The 16125-nt window shown below is 73.3% G+C and carries 12 protein-coding genes; 8 read left to right on the forward strand and 4 right to left on the reverse strand.

Features of this window, described 5'->3' with window-relative positions; genetic code table 11:
- Positions 1–112: 112 nt before the first annotated feature.
- On the forward strand, positions 113–1012 hold the full coding sequence (locus ABZU43_RS18890) for a TIGR01777 family oxidoreductase (protein ID WP_355007769.1): 900 nt from the start codon (positions 113–115) through the stop codon (positions 1010–1012).
- A gap of 83 nt (positions 1013–1095) precedes the next feature.
- Positions 1096–2010 (forward strand): LLM class flavin-dependent oxidoreductase, encoded by a 915-nt coding sequence (locus ABZU43_RS18895; RefSeq protein ID WP_355007770.1) that lies wholly within the window; start codon positions 1096–1098, stop codon positions 2008–2010.
- A 100-nt stretch (positions 2011–2110) separates the two neighbouring features.
- On the opposite strand, the gene ABZU43_RS18900 is transcribed toward ABZU43_RS18895, so the two are convergent.
- Positions 2111–3352, reverse strand: coding sequence for a PHB depolymerase family esterase (locus tag ABZU43_RS18900; protein ID WP_355007771.1), 1242 nt, complete (start codon positions 3350–3352; stop codon positions 2111–2113).
- 212 nt (positions 3353–3564) lie between these two features.
- Here ABZU43_RS18900 and ABZU43_RS18905 point away from each other — a divergent pair, with 212 nt between their 5' ends.
- The 4 genes from ABZU43_RS18905 to ABZU43_RS18920 all read left to right on the forward strand — a co-directional run bounded on the left by ABZU43_RS18905 (position 3565) and on the right by ABZU43_RS18920 (position 7948).
- Positions 3565–5397: a DUF2079 domain-containing protein gene (locus ABZU43_RS18905; RefSeq protein WP_355007772.1), complete on the forward strand. Its 1833-nt coding sequence runs from the start codon at positions 3565–3567 to the stop codon at positions 5395–5397.
- Between the two features lie 57 nt (positions 5398–5454).
- Positions 5455–6780, forward strand: a complete 1326-nt coding sequence (locus ABZU43_RS18910; RefSeq protein WP_355007773.1) for a hypothetical protein — start codon at positions 5455–5457, stop codon at positions 6778–6780.
- Between the two features lie 86 nt (positions 6781–6866).
- Positions 6867–7508, forward strand: coding sequence for a lipoyl(octanoyl) transferase LipB (lipB, locus tag ABZU43_RS18915; protein ID WP_355007774.1), 642 nt, complete (start codon positions 6867–6869; stop codon positions 7506–7508).
- A gap of 47 nt (positions 7509–7555) precedes the next feature.
- The gene (locus ABZU43_RS18920) at positions 7556–7948 is read left to right on the forward strand and encodes a VOC family protein (protein ID WP_355007775.1); all 393 of its coding nucleotides are present in this window, start codon (positions 7556–7558) and stop codon (positions 7946–7948) included.
- Between the two features lie 48 nt (positions 7949–7996).
- Here the strand turns inward: ABZU43_RS18920 and aspS are convergent, their stop codons facing one another.
- Positions 7997–9283, reverse strand: a complete 1287-nt coding sequence (aspS, locus tag ABZU43_RS18925) for an aspartate--tRNA(Asn) ligase (protein WP_355007776.1) — start codon at positions 9281–9283, stop codon at positions 7997–7999.
- Positions 9284–9735: 452 nt separating this feature from the next.
- Here aspS and lipA point away from each other — a divergent pair, with 452 nt between their 5' ends.
- Both lipA and ABZU43_RS18935 read left to right on the forward strand, forming a co-directional pair.
- A complete protein-coding gene (gene lipA / locus ABZU43_RS18930; protein WP_355007777.1) occupies positions 9736–10731 on the forward strand; it encodes a lipoyl synthase in 996 nt (331 codons plus the stop codon).
- A gap of 53 nt (positions 10732–10784) precedes the next feature.
- Complete coding sequence (locus ABZU43_RS18935) at positions 10785–12503, forward strand: hypothetical protein (RefSeq protein ID WP_355007778.1); 1719 nt, start codon at positions 10785–10787, stop codon at positions 12501–12503.
- Between the two features lie 121 nt (positions 12504–12624).
- On the opposite strand, the gene ABZU43_RS18940 is transcribed toward ABZU43_RS18935, so the two are convergent.
- Together ABZU43_RS18940 and ABZU43_RS18945 are read right to left on the reverse strand one after the other, a co-directional pair.
- Positions 12625–15759: an AAA family ATPase gene (locus ABZU43_RS18940; RefSeq protein ID WP_355007779.1), complete on the reverse strand. Its 3135-nt coding sequence runs from the start codon at positions 15757–15759 to the stop codon at positions 12625–12627.
- Positions 15756–15926: a hypothetical protein gene (locus ABZU43_RS18945; protein WP_167362519.1), complete on the reverse strand. Its 171-nt coding sequence runs from the start codon at positions 15924–15926 to the stop codon at positions 15756–15758. The genes ABZU43_RS18940 and ABZU43_RS18945 overlap by 4 nt, the downstream gene beginning before the upstream one ends.
- Between the last annotated feature and the right edge of the window lie 199 nt (positions 15927–16125).

The raw sequence follows: 16125 nt of genomic DNA on the forward strand, positions 1-16125 counted from the left end.
TCCCGACAAAAGGGGCGTAGCGGGGTAGAACGGCGACCGGAAGTGCAAGATCGGCGAGGGGTGGGGGACGGCAGGTGCGTCCGAGGGCGGGGGTTTGGGCGAAGATGGGGGTATGCGGATCCTTCTGGCCGGCGCGTCCGGCTTCCTTGGCACCCGGCTGGCCGACCTGCTCGTCCGCGACGGACACGAGGTCACCCGGCTGGTCCGTCGAGCGCCGGGCGGGCCGCAGGAGCAGCGATGGGACCCGGCCGCCGGGCAACTCGACCCGGCCGTGGTCGCCGAGGCCGACGCCGTGGTCAACCTGGCCGGCGCGGGCGTCGGCGACAAACGCTGGAACGACGACTACCGGCGGTTGATCCGCACCAGCCGGGTGGACACCACCACCACGCTGGCGACCACAATCGCCGGGCTGCCCGCCACGGGCCGACCCCGGGTGCTGCTCAACTCGTCCGCCGTCGGCTGGTACGGCAACACGGGCGACCGGGCGGTCGAGGAGGACGCCCCGGCCGGCGAAGGTTTCCTGGCCGACGTCTGCCGGGTGTGGGAGGCCGCGACCCGTCCGGCCGAGGACGCCGGCGTACGCGTGGTCCGGCTGCGTACCGGACTGCCGCTGCACCGCGATGGCGGCCTGCTCAAGCCGCAGCTGCTGCCGTTCAAGCTCGGCATCGCCGGCCGGCTGGGCAGTGGCCGGCAGTGGCTGCCGTGGATCTCGATGGCCGACTGGCTGGACGCGATCCGCTTCCTGCTCGACAGCGACGACATCGCCGGCCCGGTCAACGTGGTGGGGCCGAACCCGGTCACCAACGCCGAGTTCACCCGCGAGCTGGCCCGGCAACTGCACCGGCCGGCGGTCATCCCGATTCCCGCGCTGGCGCTCAAGGTGGCCCTCGGCGGCTTCTCCCACGAGGCCCTCACCAGCACCCGGGTCCTCCCCGGAGTCCTGACCAGAGCCGCCTACCCCTACCAGCACCCCACCCTCGACACTGCCCTGAAAGCGGCCCTAACCCCCTGACCCCCCTTCCTCGCGGTTCGGCCGTTGGCAGAATCGGCGGTCGGCGGGTCGTCGGTGGACCAGCGTGGGCCGATGCTGGACCGATGGCGACCTTCTCCCTTCAGGCCACCCCGACCGACGCGGCGAGCTGGGCCGAGCTCGCCCGGCGGGCCGAGACCGCCGGCTTCGACGCCCTGCTCGCCGCCGACCATCCCGGCGACGTGACGTCACCGTTCGTGGCGCTGGCCGCCGCCGCCCCGGTCACCTCGACGATCGGGCTCGGTTCGTACGTGTCGAACCTCGGTGTTCGAGAACCGATGCTGCTCGCGGCCGACGTGGCCACCCTCGACCTGATCTCCGGTGGACGGGCCCGGCTCGGTGTCGGCGCCGGTCACACCCCGGCGGAGTGGCGCGCGATCGGCCGGGAACGCCCCGACGTGGCCGGCCGGGTCCGCCGTTGCGTGGCCGTCGCCGAGGCGGTCCGCGCCCTGCTCGACGGCGCCTCGGTCACTGTCGACTCGGCCGAGCTGACGATGCGCGAGGCGGTGCTGCACGAACCCCGGCCGGTGCAGGACCGGATCCCGCTGACGATGGGTACGGCGAACTCGACGCTGCTGCGCTGGGCCGGCGCGCACGCCGACGTGGTCGGGCTGACCGGGTTCGGACGTACCCTCGCCGACGGCCACCAGCACGAGGCCCGCTGGCGGGCCGACCAGATCGAGGCGCAACTGGCCTGCGTGGCCGCCGGCGCGGCCGGCCGGACCGACCCGCCGGCGCTGGAGGCGCTGGTGCAGACGGTGGCGGTCACCGACGACGCCGAGTCTGCCGCCGCGGAACAGGCCCGGCGCAACGGCATGACCGCCGCCGAACTCCTGGCCACCCCGTTCGTGCTGATCGGCACGGTGGACGAGATCATCACGGCGGTAGCCGAGCACGAACGGCGCTGGGGAGTGACCCGGTTCGTGGTCCGCAGCGACGCGCTGGATCCGCTTGTGCCAGTCCTGGCCCGCCTGACCTGAGCCCTCGCCCACCGCAATGTTGATCAAGAGGTTTGCGTCAGGATCCGGCTTCCGGATGACGCAAACCTCTTGATCAACAGAGGCGGGTGGGTGGGTGGGGTCAGCAGCCGATTACCCAGTGGTTGGGGGCGGTCTGCTTGAGGGTGCTGGTGTAGAACGTGTTGTAGAGGCCCATCCGCTGGTTGGAGCCGTTGGCGTAGGCGTAGCCGCCGGACTGGTACGCCCGACCGGCCGCCACGTGCGCGTAGTTGCTGGCCGTCACGCAGGTCGGCGGCGTGGTCGGGGTGGCCGTCGGGGTCGGCGTGGGCGTGGCGGTCGGCGTCGGCGTGGGGGTGGCCGTCGGGGTCGGGGTCGGGTTGGTCCCGCCGCCGTTCAGACCGAAGAAGAGCGCGTCACGGTACGTCGAGCAGATGGTGTCCAGGAAGTACGCGCCCGCGGTGCCGCACTGCTCGGCCGCCGAGCCCGGGTCGACCGGGGTGCCGTGGCCCATACCGGAGATCCGGTAGAGGCGTACGTCGTCGTTGCCGTACACCTCCAGGCTGGTGTTGCCGGGCAGCGACGAGGTGCTGGTCGGGGTCTGCGACACGCCTCGCACGTTGGTCCACTGGTCGCGGGACTCGGTGCCGTTGAGCGGGGTGACTGTGGTGTCCGAGGTCCCGTGCCAGATCGCCACCCGGGGGCGCGGGCCGGTGTAACCGGAGTACGCGCCCCGCACCAGGTCGCCCCACGCGGCCGGGGTCTTGTCCGCACCCGGGTTCATGCAGCTGAACGCGTTGACCATGCTGGTGGCGCAGCGGTACGGGATCCCCGCGATGATCGATCCGGCGGCGAAGACGTCCGGGTAGGTGGCCAGCATGACCGCGCTCATCGCCCCGCCCGCGGAGAGCCCGCTGACGTAGACCCGGGAGCCGTTAACCCCGAAGTTCGCCTTGGCGTGGTCGACCATCTGCTTGATCGACAGCGCCTCACCCTGACCGCGGGTGGTGTCGCCCGACTCGAAGAAGTTGAAGCAGGAGTTGGCGTTGTTGCCGGACGGCTGCTGGGCGACGATCAGGGAGAACTTCCACTGGTCGGCGTACTTCTGCCAACCGGAGTTGGCGAAGTAGCCGGACGCGTTCTGGGTGCACCCGTGCAGGAGGACGACCGCCGGGGAGTTGGCCGGCAGGTTGTCCGGCCGGTAGGCGTACATGGCGAGGTTGCCGGGGTTGGAGCCGAACCCGGTGACCTGGGTGAGGGTGGCGGCCTGGGCGGGTGCGGCGACGGCGACCGCGCCCGTGACGGCGAGGGCGAGCCCGGCGACCGCACCGAGCAGCCTGGTGAGGGTGGACGAGGAGCGGCGCACGGCGGCCTCCTGGAAGGGGCAGACTGTGAACTGGGTCACTGTCGAGTTGCCGAGACGTTACGACGATGTGTCGCCGCTATGACATGGGGCGGACTCACACATTCACGACGGACGCTGTGTACGCCGAACCCCGTCCGCCGCCGCCGTACCGGAACCGACGACAACCGCCGGTCTGACCGGACCGTCCAGGTCCGGTTGGTAACGTCCGCTGCGTGCCGTCCTCCCCGTCGCTGGCCACCGGGCCCGCTCCCGCGTCACCGCAGCGCACCGTCCGGGACCGCCGGGCCGACCTGATCGTCGTGCTGGTGGCGCTCGCGCTCGCCGTCTGGGTGACCAGTGGGCTGTGGCGGGACCCGAACACCCGGACCATCACCGTCAACTCCAGTGACCAGGCGCTGTTCGAGTGGCTGCTGGCCTTCGGCGGGCACGCGGTCACCCACTGGGACAACCCGCTCTTCACGTACCTGATCAACGTCCCGGACGGCGTGAACCTCGCGGTCAACACCTCGATCACTGTGTACGCGGTGGCCTTCGCCCCCCTCACGTACCTGATCGGGCCACCGGCGACGTTCCTGGTGATCCTCACCCTGAACCTGCTCGCCACCGCGCTGGTCTGGTACTGGCTGCTCTCCCGCCACCTGGTCCGCAGCCGCCTGGCCGCCGGGATCGGCGCCCTGTTCATCGCCTACTCCCCCGGCATGGTCTCGCACGCCAACGCGCACCTGAACTGGACCGCCGGCTGGCTGGTGCCGTTGCTGATCTGGCGGCTGTTCGCGCTGCGCCGAGCCGGGCACTGGCTCCGCGACGGGGTGATCCTCGGCGTGCTGGTGGCGGTGGCCTTCTCGATCGCCGCCGAAGGGCTCTTCTTCACCGCGCTGGCGCTGGGGGTGTTCGTCGCCATCTGGGCGCTGCACCCGGCCAACCGGTCGGAGGCACGCGCCGCGCTGCCCAATTTCCTGCGCGGGCTCGGGGTGACCGCCGTGGTCGCCGGCGTGCTGCTGTCGTACCCCCTGTGGTTGCACTTCGCCGGGCCGCAGCGGTTCCACGGCACCGGCTTCGACCCGGCGATTCACTCCGAGGACATCGCGGCGTTCGCCGCCTTCCCACGCCGCTCGCTGGCCGGCGAGGCCGGGTTGGGCACCTCGTTGGCGCCGAACCCGACCGAGGAGAACTCGTTCTTCGGCATTCCGCTGCTGGTGCTCACTGTGGTCTGTTTCGTCGTGCTCTGGCGGCGGGCCGACCCGCACCGCCGGGCCACCCTCTGGGCGCTGGGCGCCCTCGCGCTGATCTTCTCGGTGCTCTCCTTCGGCCCGATCGCCAAGGTCGACGGGCGACGCACCGACCTCCCCATGCCGTTCGACCTGCTCGGACAACTGCCGGTGGTGAACGCCGCGCTGCCCGCCCGGCTGGCGCTGGTGGTCGCGCCGGTGATCGGGCTGGTGCTGGCGTACACCGTCGACCAGTTGCGCGCCGCGCCACCCCGGTACCGCCCCACGGAGCTGGCCTGGGTGCTCGGCTTCGCGGCGGCCCTGGTGCCGCTGCTGCCCACCCCGCTGCTGACCGACGAGCGGGAGCCGATCCCGCGTTTCATCACCTCCGGCACCTGGCGGGACTACGTCTCGCCCGACGGGGTGCTGACCCCGGTGCCGCTGACCGTGGACATCTACCCGGACGGTCAGCGGTGGCAGGCGTACGCGCTGTCGCACCGGCAGGGCGAGTTCGAGATCCCCGGCGGCTTCTTTCTCGGCCCCGGTGGGCCGGACGGGAGGGGCCGGATCGGTCCGGTGCCGCGCACGCTCAGCGCGTTGATGGACCAGGCCGGCCGCACCGGGCTGGTCCCCATCATCACCGACGGCACGATCCGGGAGGTCCGGTCGGACCTGCGGCACTGGCGCATCGAGACGGTGGTGCTCGCCGACCAGGTGCACGGCGCGAAGTTCGAGGTCGACGAGGAGGCGCTGCGGCGTACCGGCACCGCCCTGTTCGGCGAGCCGGAACGGGTCGACGACGTCTGGCTCTGGCGCATCCCGCCCACCGATCGGTAGTCCCCGACACGGCCGGTCGGGGCATCACGACCGGCCGTCATCGCGTGTAATGGGCCGATGGAATCGACCGGCGGGCGACTGCGGCGTGCCACCGTTGTCGGGCTCGCGCTGGGGCTCGTCGCGCTCAGCGCGCCAGCGGCCACGGCCGCTGACAGCGTGGCGCTCGGCGCGCCGGCCGCCACGGCCGCGAGCAGCGCTCTCACCGACAGCACGGCTGGCGGAGGCGCTGTCACCGACGGCACGGCCGGGGTGGTGCCGAGCCGGGTGCGCGATCCGTGGCTGTGGCAGGCCACCGTGGGGCAACGCCCGGCCGGTCCGGCCGCGTTGGTGTTCTTCACCGACCGCACCCGCTATTTCGAGTCGACCGGCGTGCTGGTCGCCCGGGACGGCGCCTACCGGCTCATTCCGATCGGGATCGCGGAGGGGCACGGACTGCTCTCCCCGGATGGACGGCACTACCTGCGGCCGGACTCCGGCGAGCTGCTGGACCTCACCACCGGACGGCAGCGCCGCACGATGAGCACCGGCGTCTACCCGATGGCCTGGTCTTCGGACGGGCAGCAGGTGCTGGGCACCCGCAGCAACGATGACAGTGTGATCAGTTACGGACCGGACAATCAGCAGCTCAACGATCCGGAGAAGCCCGACGACCTGCTCGTCGTCGACCCGTTCCGGGGCACCGAGCGGACGCTCGACGTGGGCACTTTCGCCGCCCACACCGGGGCGGCCTGGTCACCCGGTGGCGACCTGGTGGCGGTCACCGGCTCGCCGGACGTGCCTGCCCTGCTCGCCGAGCGCCAGCGACTTGTGGTCCTGGACCCGACCGGCGGCGGTCCTCGCTGGCAGGTCGACCTGGGCGACCGGCGGATGCTGGCCGGCCCCGCCGCCTGGCATCCCGACGGCCGGCGGCTCGCGCTGCTCGCCTTCGACGGCTGCGCCGGGCCCAGGTGCACGTCCGAGCAGCTGGCGGCGCGCAGCTGGCGAATCGAGTTCCTGGACGCGGCCACCGGTCAGGCGGTCGGCCAGGCCCTGCCGGCCGGCACCTCGGTCAGCGGGATCGTCGGCTGGCGCGGCGACGACCCGCTCCTGCGCTATGTCAGCAGAACGGAGGCGGACACGGACCGGCAGGCCACTCTCGCCGCGCTGTCGCCCGAGGGCGGTCGGGAGGTGCTGGTGACCACGCCGGTCGGGTCGACCGACCTGATGGTGCCGGGCGACCTGCTGACCCGGGCCGCGTTCGGTGGGTCAGAGCCCCGGCCGTCACCGTTCGCCGCCCCGCTCTGGGTCTACCTGACGCTGGCCGTGCCGGCGCTGCTCGTGATCGCTCTCGTCGTCCGCCGGGTCCGCCGCCACCGCGCTGCGACGGGCCCTGCTCCGGCGTGACAACGAGCCGCCGAGCGGCACCGACGTGGTCCTCGTGAGGCGGCTCACCAGGGATGATCGCCCCGGACGGGACTAGGCTTGTTGCCGTGACAACGACGACCCCCGGCCTAACGGCCGTCCGTGCCGGTCTGCTCGACTACCAGGCCGCCTGGGACGAGCAGCGGAGCCTGCACGAGTCGGTGGTGGCTGGCGAGCGCGGCGACACAGTGCTGCTGCTGGAGCACCCGAGCGTCTACACGGCGGGCAAGCGCACCGAACCGTGGGACCGGCCCATGGACGGCACCCCGGTCGTCGACGTGGACCGTGGCGGCAAGATCACCTGGCATGGGCCGGGGCAGCTCGTCGGTTACCCGATCCTGCGCCTGCCCGACCCGGTGGACGTGGTCGCCTACGTGCGCCGGACCGAAGAGCTGCTCATCGACGTGTGCGCAGAGTTCGGGCTGACCGCCGGCCGGGTCGAGGGGCGCAGCGGGGTCTGGGTGCCCGAGGACGACCGGGGGCCGGCCCGCAAGGTGGCGGCCATCGGCATCCGGGTGGCGCGGGGCGTCACCCTGCACGGCTTCTCGATCAACTGCGACTGCGACCTGACGTACTTCGACCGGATCGTGCCGTGCGGCATCCGGGACGCGGGCGTCACCTCGCTCACCGCCGAGCTTGGTCGGCCGATCAGCGTCGCCGACGTGCTGCCGGTGGTCGAGCGCCGGCTCTCCACCCTTGTCACGATCTGAGAGTCGGCCGCGCGTCGGGTGACCGGCGGACGGCTTACCCTCGGTCGGTGCAGATTGATCTCGTCACCGTCGTCGTCACCGAGTACGACCCGGCCATCGCCTTCTTCACCGGGGTGCTCGGCTTCGAACTGGCCGAGGACGCCCCGTCGCTGACCAATGACGGGCGGCCGAAGCGTTGGGTGGTGGTCCGTCCGCCGGGCGGTGGAACCGGCTTGCTGCTGGCCCGTGCCGACGGCGAGCGGCAGGAGGCCGCGGTGGGCGACCAGACCCACGGCCGGGTGGGGTTCTTCCTCCAGGTCGACGACTTCGACGCCACCTACCGCCGGATGGTCGAAAAGCGCGTCGAGTTCGTCAAACCGCCGCGCACCGAACCGTACGGTCGGGTCGCCGTCTTCCGCGACGTCGCCGGCAACCTCTGGGACCTCCTCGGCCCCGCCTGAGCGCTGCCGGCCCGCTCCACGGATCGAGTGGGCCGGCAGAACTCCCACCTACGGGGTCAGCCGGTGCAGGTCACGGGGGAACGCGGTGACCTCGCGGACGTTCGCCGCGCCGACCAGCCGGGCCACGAACCGTTCCAGGCCGATGGCGAAGCCACCGTGCGGCGGCATGCCGTGCCGGAACGCATCCAGGTAGCCGGCGTACGGCTCGACCGGCTCACCCCGGGCCGCCAACGCCGCCAGGTAGTCGGCGTGCCGGTGCAACCGCTGCCCGCCGGTGACCAGCTCCAGACCCCGAAAAAGCAGGTCAAACCCGTTCGAGTACGCGGGCCGCGCCGGGTCCGGGTGGGTGTAGAAGGGTCGCTTCGCCATCGGGTAGCCGGTGACGAAGAGGAAGTCCGACCCGTGTTCGCGCCGGGCCCACTCCCCCAGCGCCCGTTCGTGGGCGGGCGCGAGGTCCGGCTCGTCGGCGGGCGCGCCGGCGATCGTCAGCGCCTCGGTGAAGTGCACCGCCGGGATCTCCGCCGGCACCTGCGGCGGCGTGACGCCGAGCGTCGCCAGTGCGCCGGCGGCCCGCTCGTCCACGGTGCCGAGCATCCCGGCCACCGTGTCGCGTAGTACGCGCATCACGTCCCGGTGGTCGGCGATGAAGCCCAGCTCCGCGTCGAGCGACGTGTACTGGGCGAGGTGCCGGACCGTGTCGTGGGGCTCGGCCCGGAAGACCGGCCCGACCTCGTAGACACGTTCGAAGACACCGACCATCAACTGCTTGTAGAACTGCGGTGACTGGGCCAGGTAGGCGGGTCGACCGAACCAGTCCAGCGCGAACACGTTCGCACCGCTCTCGGTGCTGGAGCTGACCACCTTCGGCGTGTGGACCTCCACGAAGTGCTGGGCGTCGAGTGCCGCCCGGAACCCGGCCACCGCGGCCGCCGAGATCCGCAGAGCGGCCGAACGGGTGGGGTGCCGCAGCGCGGTGGGCGCGTTGTCGAGCTGGGTGGGCAGGCTCGCGGTGAGTGCCGGCCGGTACAGGTCGAACGGCGGGGACTCGGCGGGCGACCCGAGGAGACGTACCGTCGGGTCGGTCAGCTCGACCCCGGCGGACGCCGTGCCGTTCGCGGTGGCCGTCGCGGTGACCTCGACGACCGTCTCTTCGGTGAGTTTCTCCAGCTCGGCGCGGACGGCCGGGTCGGTGACGACCACCTGGGCCAGGCCGGTGGCGTCCCGCACGATCAGAAAGGCCACCGACTTGAGCAGTCGGCGGCGGTGCACCCAGCCGGCGATCCGCACTGTCGTGCCGATCCTGGCGGGCAGTTGCTGGGACAGGGTTCGTTGCATGGCGGGCTGCTCCTCGGTCGATCGCCACGCTGTCGCCGCCTGGGGTGGCGAAAGCGTCGCATCAGCCCCAGGGAGGTGTGGGCGAGCGGGAACCTCGCGGTGCCACCACACCTTCGCCCCCGCCGGAGCGGGGGCCTCGTTCGTCGCCTGATGACCGGGGCCAGCCGGGCGGGCTCTACTGGGCGCGGGGGACCCGCGGCCGTTCTTCCCGCAGCTCGGGAGGGTCTTCGCGCCCCGGTGCCAGACCGCCTCTCAGCACCGGCGGCTCTCTGCACTGGCGGGCCGGGGGCTACTCGGCTCCGTCGTCGCTGTTGGCGGTGACCGTAGCACCCGAATCCCGCTCGTGTGACGCACATTTTCGACACCCCGGTGTCCGGCGTCACAACGTTCGGGGCGTGACGCCGGTCGCCTGACGCACATAGACACCCGCCGTCCGGCGTAGGCTCATTTTCGTGACGATCGAGCACTCCGCGCCGACGACCGGCCAGGCAGCGCGCACCGCAACGGCGGCCCCCGAGGGGCGGCGCCTGCTGCGGATCGAGGCGCGTAACGCCGAGACGCCGATCGAGCGCAAACCGCCATGGATCAAGGTCAAGGCCAAGATGGGCCCGGAGTACACCCAGTTGCGCGGGCTCGTCTCGCGCGAAGGGCTGCACACCGTCTGCCAGGAGGCCGGCTGCCCCAACATCTACGAATGTTGGGAAGACCGGGAGGCCACCTTCCTCATCGGTGGTGACCAGTGCACCCGGCGCTGCGACTTCTGCCAGATCGACACCGGCAAGCCGGCCGAGTTCGACGCCGACGAGCCGCGTCGGGTCGCCGAGTCGGTGGTCTCGATGGGGCTGCGTTACGCCACCATCACCGGTGTCGCCCGTGACGACCTGCCAGACGGCGGTGCCTGGCTGTACGCCGAGACCGTCCGACAGATCCACGCCCTGCAGCCCGGCTGCGGCGTCGAGCTGCTGATCCCGGACTTCAACGCCGTCCCCGAGCAGTTGGCCGAGGTCTTCAGCTCCCGTCCCGAGGTGCTGGCCCACAACGTGGAGACGGTGCCGCGCATCTTCAAGCGCATCAGGCCGGCGTTCCGCTACGACCGCTCGCTGGACGTGATCCGGCAGGCCCGCGCCGACGGCCTGGTCACCAAGAGCAACCTGATCCTGGGCATGGGCGAGGAGCGGGCCGAGGTTTCGCAGGCGCTGCGTGACCTGCACGAGTCCGGCTGCGAGCTGATCACCATCACCCAGTACCTGCGCCCCTCGCCCCGGCACCACCCGGTGACCCGCTGGGTCAAGCCGGAGGAGTTCGTGGAGCTGCGCGAGGAGGCCGAGGAGATCGGCTTCGCCGGGGTGATGAGCGGGCCGCTGGTGCGTTCGTCGTACCGGGCCGGCCGGCTCTACAAGCAGGCCATCGACGCCCGCGCCGCCGCCTCGGTCGCCACCGCCAGCTGACTCCGCCGGCAGCGCCGCACGGCCGTTCGGCGTCCGGGTGTCATGATCCTGTGATGACCGTCGGCGTACGCGAGCAGCCGCGCGGCGCGGACTCGCCGCGCCCGCGATCCGGCGCGCGTCCCGGCCTGGTCGGGTGGCTCACCGGGTTGGCGGTGCTCGCCGGGGTGGGTTACCGGCTCTGGCTTCTGCTGCACGCCGCCCCGCCGACGAACAGCGACGAGGCCACCATGGGGCTGGCCGCGCTGCACATCGCCCGGGGCGAGGGCTTCCCGGTCTGGTTCTACGGCCAGCAGTACATGGGCACGCTGGAGGCGTACCTGGCCGCGCCGGTGTTCGCCCTTGCCGGTGGGCCGTCGCTGCTCGGTCTGCGGTTGCCCACGCTGGCCCTGTACGCGCTGTTCCTGCTGCTGGCCTGGCGGTTGACGCTGCGGCTGACCGGGGACCGGTGGTTCGGGTTGCTGATGGTGGCGCTGCTGGCCCTCGGCTCCGACCGGATCGTCAAGAACCAGCTGATCGCCGGCGGCGGTTACCCCGAGATGAACACGGCCGGGGCGGCGCTGGCCCTGCTCGCAGTGGATCTCGCCACCGGTCGACCGGGGCGGCGGACGGCCGACACCTGGCGGCCCGACGGGCGGACGGCCGACGCCGGGCGACCCGGTTGGCGGCTGGCGCGCTGGGCAGCGTGGGGGTTCCTGGCCGGGCTGATGGTCTGGGTCGACCCGCTCGTGCTGCCGTACGTCGCGGCGACCGGCGCGGTCCTCGTCGGGTTCTGCCGCCGGGAGCTGTGGGGTGCCGCCGGGACGCTGCTCGGAGCGGCGGCCGTGCTGGGAGCGGCCCCACTGCTGCTGCACAGCCTGCTGACCGGGCGTAACCCGCTGCACGCCGTGCTCGCGGCCAGCGGTACGAACGCCAGCGCGGGCTGGCCGGACCGGCTGCACGGTGGCCTGGTGCTCGGCCCCGGGCTGGGCATGGGCTTCTGCGCTCCCGGGCAGTGCGCCACCTGGCAACTGTGGTGGGCGCTCGCCCTGCCGCTGCTGCTGGCCATCGCCGCCGCGACCGCCTGGCGGGCCCTGGGCACCTGCGAACCCGATCCTGCTGGCTCTGCCGCTGCGGGCAACGACGCGGTGTCGCCTCGGGTGGCCGCGGCGGCACGGCTGGCGCTCGTGCTGGCCGCGGTGGCCACCCTCGGGGCGTACACGGTAAGCAGTTCCGCCGGGCTCACCCCCGTGGAGAGCTCCCGCTACCTGTCCTGCCTGCTCATCTCCCTGCCGGCGCTGCTCTGGCCGGTGTGGACGGTGGCCCGGCACGGGCTGCGTCGGGCGGCGACCGGCCGACGCGGCGTCGGGTCGACGCTGGCCCGGTCGGTCGCTGTGGCGGTGCTCGCTGCCACGCTGGGCACCGCGGCCCACGCCACCTGGCGGGCAGCGGAGACCGTCCCGGCCACCCGGGCCGACGAGGCCCGGCAGACCGAGCTGGTGAGCACCCTGCGCCAGCTCGGCGTACGGCACGTGCGCGCCGGCTACTGGACCTGCAACCGGCTCACCTTCGCCAGCGCGGAGCAGGTGGTCTGCGCGGTCGTCGACGACACCCTGCGCCCCGGTTTCGACCGCTACCCCGCGTACCGGCGGGAGGTGGACAGAGCGGCGGCACCGGCCTGGGTCGCGCCGGCCGGCTCACCCCTGGCGGAGGTGCTTGACGAGCGGCAGCGAGTCACGCCGGGCAGCCTCGACCTGGTCACCATCGAGGGCTGGCGCATCTACCTGCCGCGCTGACCTCAGCTGCCCACGTCAGCCCGGCGGCCTCGGTGCGCGCCAGCGCGGCCGACCGGGGCCGCCGGTGTGCGGCCCGGCGGCCTCGATGCGCGTCAGCGCGGCCCGGCGGCCTCGATGCGCGTCAGCGCGGCCCGGCGGCCTCGGTGAGCAGGCCGAGGCGGTGGGCCAGGGCGGCGGCCTCCACCCGGTTGGTCACACCCAGCTTCGCGATGATACGGGAGACGTGCACGCTCGCCGTCTTCGGCGAGATGAACAGCCGCTCGGCGATCCGGCTGTTGCTGTGCCCCTCAGCGACCAGGCGCAGCACCTCCCGCTCCCGGGCGGTCAAGAGGTCCGCTCCGGCCCCGCCCCCGGCGCGCAGGCCGACCCGCCGCGCAAGGGTGGCGGCCGCCTCGACCAGCGGGGTCGCGCCCAGCCGCCGGCCGATCTCGGTGGCCTCGGTGACCGCCGTCGCCGCCTCGTCGCGTTCCCCGGCTGCGGCCGTCGCCTCGCCCAGCGCCAGCAGTGCCCTGCCCAACGGGTAGGGCTGCCCGTCGGCCCGCCACGCGTCGACCGCCGCACGCCACGCCGGCAGCGCCTGGTCGCCGACCGCGAGCAGCGCGGTGACCTGGGCGGCGTGCGCGCGGGCCGCCGGGTGCCGCGCCGGCAGGTCGGTGGCGAGCGCCGCCACCGCTGTGGCCAACTCCCGGTCACCCACCCTCGCCGCGGTACGCGCGGCGGCGCTGAGCACCGGCCAACCCTCCCGGGGCAGGCGCGGCAGGCTCTCGTCGGCCACCGCGACGCGGGCCGCCCGTACCGCCTCGACCTTGTCGTCGGCGGCCAGCGCCGCCTCGATCGCCAGCTCGTGCAGGGGCAGGCGGTGGTTCGGCCACAGGTACGGTCGGTTGAGGAAGGTGAGCGCCCGGTCGACCAGCTCGTCGGCGCCCGGGTGGGCGCGGGCCAGCCGCAGCCCGGCGCCCAACTGGATCCAGTGCAGACTGGTGACACCGGACAGGTCGATCCGGGCGGCCTCCCCGCAGACCGCCTCGGCCTCGTCCCACCGACCCAACGCGATGAGCGCCTCGGCCCGGTTGGAGAGCAGGTACGCCCCGGTGGAGCGGCTGATCCCCACCCGTCGCGCCTCGGCCACGCCGGCCTCGGCGGCCTCCGCGGACTCGGCGTAGCGGCCCAACTCGCAGAGCACGTCCGACTGGTACACCCGGGCGAGCACCAGGGCCGTGGAGTCCCCGGACTCGCGGACGACGGCCTCAGCCTGGCTCAGCTCGGCCAACCCCCGCTCCAGGTCCCGCTCGCCGTGGCAGAGCAGGGCGATCCGCGTGTGCAGCAGCGCCAGGTCCTCACCGAGTGCCTTGCCGTCCACGGCAGCCTCGGCAGCCACCCGGGCCGCCTGTCCGGGGTCGATCTTGACCATGTGCGCGGCGATGTCGGCGAGCAGCCGGACCCGCGCCACGTCACGGGGGCCGCCGGCGGCCAGCCGGTACGCCTCATCCAGCTCCCGGCGGCCGTCACTCTTGCCGAGCAGGGCCATCAGGCGACCCCGCTGGTTGAGCAGGCGGGCGGCGCGCAGCGGTGCGGCGTCGGTGTCCACCTCGGCCAGGCCGGCCCGGGTCAACGTGATGGCCCGGCTGAAGTCGCCGGCCGTGACCGCCGCGGCCAAAGTCTGCTCCAGCAACGCCAGATGGTCCATGCCGAGCAGGTCGGCGGCGTCCGGCACCAGTTCCCACAACTCCAGCGCCCGCTCCAGCAGTCGACGCTGCTCGGCGTACGCGTAGCGGTCGGCGGCGGCGCACGCGGCGGCTCGCGCGGCGACGAGGGCGCGCGGGTGGTCGTGCGCGGCGTACCAGTGGTGGGCGATCTCGGCCGGGGCCCGGCCGGCGGCGACCAGATGCGGCTGGGCCTCGATGGCGGCGGCGAAGCGGGCGTGCATCCGGGCGTGCTCACCGGGCAACAACTCGTCGTGGACGGCCTCGCGGACCAGCGCGTGTCGGAACTCGTAGTCACCGTCCCGGTCGGCCACCACCAACTGGGCGGCGACGGCGGCGCGTAAGGCGTCCTCCAGCTCGGTTTCGGGCAGCCCGGCGACCTCGGCGAGCAGGTCGTGGGCGAACCGGGTGCCGCCGGCGGCCGCGATCCGCAACACCCGCTGCGCCGGCTCCGGAAGCCGGTCCACCCGGGCCAGCAGCAGGTCACGCAGCGTCTCGGGCAGCGCCGCGCAGCCGATCGGGTCACCGGCGACGGCCAGCTCCTCGATGAAGAATGGGTTGCCCTGGGTACGGCCATGGACATCGTCGACGGCGCGGGCGGGCGGCTCGGCGCCGAGCAGGTCGGTGAGGATCGCGGCGGTGCCGTCGCGGTCCAGACGAGCCAGCTCGACCCGCTCCACACCCCGGGCCCGATCCAGCTCGGCGAGGAACGGGCGCAGCGGGTGCCCGCGCTGCAACTCGTCGGTGCGGTAGGTGCAGACCAGCAGCAGCCGGCCCGGCCTCGCCGCCCGGACGAGGAAACCGATGAGGTCGCGGGTGGAACGGTCGGCCCAGTGCAGGTCCTCGATGATCAGGACCAGCGGGCGGGCATCAGCCAGCCGCTGGAACAGCTCGGCGACCAGGTCGAACAGGTAGCCGCGCGGGGCGTCGCTGAGCAGGACCGCGCGGGGGGTGGTCAGCGCCGCGGAGGCGCGGCCCAGCTCCGGCAGGAGCGGAGCGAACTCCGCCTCGTAACCGGCGAAGACCTCGGGGCCGTCGGCGCGGAGCACCGACCGCAACGCGGCGGCGAACGGCGCGAACGGCAGACCCGCCTCGCCCAGCTCCAGACACTGGCCGACGAGCACCCGCGCCGCGCCCTCGGTGGCCCAGCCCGCGAACTCCTCCAGCAGCCGGGTCTTACCCACCCCCGCCTCGCCGCCGACCAGCACGGCGGTCGGCTCCCCGGCCCGCGCCCGACCCAGCGCGTCCCGTAGTGCCACGGTCTCGCGGTGGCGCCCGACGAGGACGGAGCTGGCGGCGCGTACGGTCACGTGTTCGAGCATGCCATGGCGGCCCACCCCGCCGGCCCCGCCGATCGGCCGGCGGCCGGGCGGCGGGGTCGGATCGGGTCGAGCGGCCAGCCCGCCGGGCGCGGTAGCCGTGAGGGCCACACCGGGTGCGGTGGACGTGGCAGCCCCGCCGGGCGCGGTGGACGTGGCGGCCACTACGGGCGCCATGGACGTGGCGGCCACTACGGGCGCGGTGGACGTGGCGGCCACGCTGAGCGCGGTCACCGGCGGGCGTCGCCGGTGCGACCGGCCTGCCTGCGCCGGCCCAACCACCCGCGGCTGACCGGACGGGACAGGGACCGGGCGAGCCGGTCCGCGGCAGCGTCGGCGCGCAGCTCGGCGGCGTGGGTACGGTGCAGGGTGAGCAGGAAATCTGCGTCGTTGCCGAACATGTCGGGCTCCTTCGTGGCGTCGTCGTCTTCTGCTGACGACTCTTCGCGCGAAGGCCCCACCCGGGCATGGGCACGGTGCCTCATCTTCCGCGCCCACAGCCTCCTTACCCGGCCACTCAGGGCGCTCACGGCGACGTAAGGTACTCAGCTGCCCCGGCACCCGGACGCGGATCAACCGGGCCGGCGGCGACCACTAGAC

The sequence above is a fragment of the Micromonospora sp. NPDC005205 genome, assembly GCF_040608275.1.
GTDB lineage: Bacteria > Actinomycetota > Actinomycetes > Mycobacteriales > Micromonosporaceae > Micromonospora.

Excerpts from the sequence above, each read along its gene's own strand:
- ABZU43_RS18890 (WP_355007769.1), top strand. The coding sequence starts at position 113 with ATGCGGATCCTTCTGGCCGGCGCGTCCGGCTTCCTTGGCACCCGGCTG.
- ABZU43_RS18895 (WP_355007770.1), top strand. The coding sequence starts at position 1,096 with ATGGCGACCTTCTCCCTTCAGGCCACCCCGACCGACGCGGCGAGCTGG.
- ABZU43_RS18910 (WP_355007773.1), top strand. The coding sequence starts at position 5,455 with ATGGAATCGACCGGCGGGCGACTGCGGCGTGCCACCGTTGTCGGGCTC.
- aspS (WP_355007776.1), bottom strand. The coding sequence starts at position 9,283 with ATGCAACGAACCCTGTCCCAGCAACTGCCCGCCAGGATCGGCACGACA.
- ABZU43_RS18935 (WP_355007778.1), top strand. The coding sequence starts at position 10,785 with ATGACCGTCGGCGTACGCGAGCAGCCGCGCGGCGCGGACTCGCCGCGC.
- ABZU43_RS18945 (WP_167362519.1), bottom strand. The coding sequence starts at position 15,926 with ATGTTCGGCAACGACGCAGATTTCCTGCTCACCCTGCACCGTACCCAC.